Consider the following 2,645-nt stretch of genomic DNA (forward strand, 5'->3'; position numbering starts at 1 on the left):
CATCAGCCCTGCAGCGCCTCCCACATCTCCTTGTCGCGCTCGGCGGTCCAGATGCGCGGCGTCTCGATGCCGCGCGCCTCGTCGTAGGCGCGCGCGACGTTGAAGGGCAGGCAGTGCTCGTAGATTGCGTAGTCCGAGAACTTCGGGTCGCATTCCGCGCGCACGGCGTCCCAGGCCTCCTTCAGCGTGCCGCCGCGCGCCGCGACGCGGGCCGCCGGGCGATAGGTGCTTTCGACGAAATCGCGGGTGTTCTCGATCGCGGCATTCACCATCTCGCGCCCCATCAGCGCGTCGCCGCGCCCCGGCGCAATGGCGTCCACGTCGAACCAGCGGATCGCGTCCAGCGTGTCGCCCCAGTCCGCGAAATGCCCGTCGCCGCAGTAGCAGGCAGAGTGGTATTCGACGATGTCGCCGGTGAACATCACGTTCTGGTCGGGCACATGCACCACGATGTCGCCCGCCGTGTGCGCGCGGCCGAGGTGCATGAGGTCCACGCGCCGGTTGCCCAGGTAGACGGTCATCCGGTCGTTGAAGGTGGTGTTGGGCCAGGTCAGGCCGGGGATCGATTCATGCCCCTGGAAAAGGCGCGGGAACCGCTCGAACTCGCTTTCCCAGTCCTCCTGCCCGCGCTCGGCGACCATGCCGCGCGCCATCTCCGACATGATGACCGTCTGCGCCTTGTAGGCGGAGGCGCCCAGCACGCGCACCGCGTGATAATGCGTCATCACCAGATGGGTGATCGGCTTGTCGGTGACCTCGCGCACCTTGTCGATCACCTTGTTTGCCAGCCGCGGGGTCGCCTGCGCCTCGACGATCATCACCGAGTCGTCGCCGATGATCACGCCCGAGTTCGGGTCGCCCTCGGCGGTGAAGGCCCAGAGCCCCTCGCCGATCTCGGTGAAGCTGATCTGCTTTTCTTCCATGTCGCCCTGGCTGGCGAAGGCCTTGCTCATGTCGTCGCTCCGTCTGTGGTCCCGGCCGGGTGCGGACCCGGCGTCCTCGTGTCGATCGCCGCGCCCTCAGCGCGCGTAAGGATCCTCCAGCGCGGGCAGAAGCGTGCCCGTGCAGGTCCCGAAGCCGACGGTATAGCCGTCGCCATGCGCCGCGCCGTGCAGCGTGAGCGTGTCGCCGTCCTCCAGGAAGCTGCGCGTCTCGCCGCCGTCAAGCTCCACCGGCTCCTTGCCGCCCCAGCTGAGTTCCAGAAGCGAGCCGCGCTGATGCTTCTCCGCGCCCGAGATGGTGCCCGATCCCAGCAGGTCGCCCACCCGCATCGGGCAGCCCGCGGTCGTGTGATGCGCCAGCTGCTGCGCCGAGGAGTAATACATCTCGCGGTAGTTGGTGCGCGCGATCTCGGACGCGCCCTTGCCCTCGGGTGCCAGCGTCACCCGGAGGTCGAGGTCGTAGAGCATCGGCCCCGCGTCGCGCAGATGCGGCAGCAATTCCACCTCGCGCGCGGGCGTGGGCACGCGGAAGGGCTCCAGCGCGGCCTTGGTCACGATCCAGGGACCGATCGAGGTCGCCGTCGCCTTGGCCTGGAAGGGGCCGAGGGGCTGGTATTCCCAGGCCTGGATGTCGCGCGCCGACCAGTCGTTCAGCAGGACGTAGCCGAAGATCATCGCGTCGGCCTCTTCCACCGTTACCGGCCCGTCCGAGGGCTGGCCGACGATGGCGCCCATCTCGAGCTCCAGGTCGAAGCGCGCCGAGGGGGCAAAGCGCGGCGCGTCGTCGTTCGGGCCCTTGAGCTGGCCCCAGGGGCGGCGCACCGGCGTGCCGGAGACCACGACCGAGGAGGCGCGCCCGTTGTAGCCGATGGGGATGTGCAGCCAGTTGGGCGGCAGCGCGTTCTCCGCGCCGCGGAACATGGTGCCCACGTTGGTCGCGTGGTGCCGGCCGGCGTAGAAGTCGGTGTATTCGGCGACACGGAAGGGCAGGTGCATCGTGGCCCCTGCCTGCGGCACGAGGAACCCCTCGATCTTGTCGCGCGCGGGCGAGCCCTCGGCCAGAAGGTCCATGAGTTGCGCCCGCAGGTGGCCCCAGACTCCCGGCCCGGCCTCCATCAGCGCGTTCCAGGCAGGCTCCGTGAAGAACGGCCCGCCGTCGAGCGCGATCTGCCCCGCCTCCTCGGCGCGGGCCATGTCGAGGATCATGTCCCCGATGGCGACCCCGCAGCGCGGCGCCAGCGTGTCGGTGGAAAAGACGCCACAGGGCAGGTTGTTCAGCGGAAAGGGATGGTCGGCCGCGTTGGCGCTTTCCACCCAGCTTTTCATCAGCGGCATAGCGTGTCCTTCATCCGGTCTTGCGGAGCGGGGCGCATCCCTCGCGACCCCGCGCGGCGCAAGGCTTTTGGAAAAGCCTTGCAAGGGGCTTTCAAGCCCCTTGCACGCTCACTTCAGCCCGGGCGTGCCGTCGAACTTCTTCTCGAGATCGGCCCAGCAGTCGATGTAGTCGTCCTGCAGCGGCGCCTCCTGCGCGGCGAAGCGCGTGAGGTGCTGCGGGAAGCGCGTCTCGAACATGAAGGACATCGTGTTCTCGAGCTTCTCGGGTTTCAGCTCGGCGTTCGACGCGCCCTCGAAGGCGGTCCGGTCCGGTCCGTGCGGCAGCATCATGTTGTGCAGGCTCATGCCCCCGGGCACGAAGCCCTGCGG

Annotated in this window: 3 protein-coding genes; all 3 read right to left on the bottom strand. The window is 68.7% G+C overall.

What is annotated here, in order from left to right; genetic code table 11:
- Positions 1-2 precede the first annotated feature (2 nt).
- Positions 3-953: an MBL fold metallo-hydrolase gene (locus ACLFOB_RS14870; protein ID WP_410916362.1), complete on the bottom strand. Its 951-nt coding sequence runs from the start codon at positions 951-953 to the stop codon at positions 3-5.
- A 66-nt stretch (positions 954-1,019) separates the two neighbouring features.
- On the bottom strand, positions 1,020-2,276 hold the full coding sequence (fahA, locus tag ACLFOB_RS14875) for a fumarylacetoacetase (RefSeq protein WP_410926599.1): 1,257 nt from the start codon (positions 2,274-2,276) through the stop codon (positions 1,020-1,022).
- 108 nt (positions 2,277-2,384) lie between these two features.
- A partial coding sequence (locus tag ACLFOB_RS14880) for a homogentisate 1,2-dioxygenase domain-containing protein (RefSeq protein WP_410926600.1) occupies positions 2,385-2,645 on the bottom strand: 261 nt, incomplete at its 5' end.

The sequence above is a fragment of the Rhodosalinus sp. genome, assembly GCF_046542825.1.
In the GTDB taxonomy this organism is placed as follows: domain Bacteria; phylum Pseudomonadota; class Alphaproteobacteria; order Rhodobacterales; family Rhodobacteraceae; genus Rhodosalinus.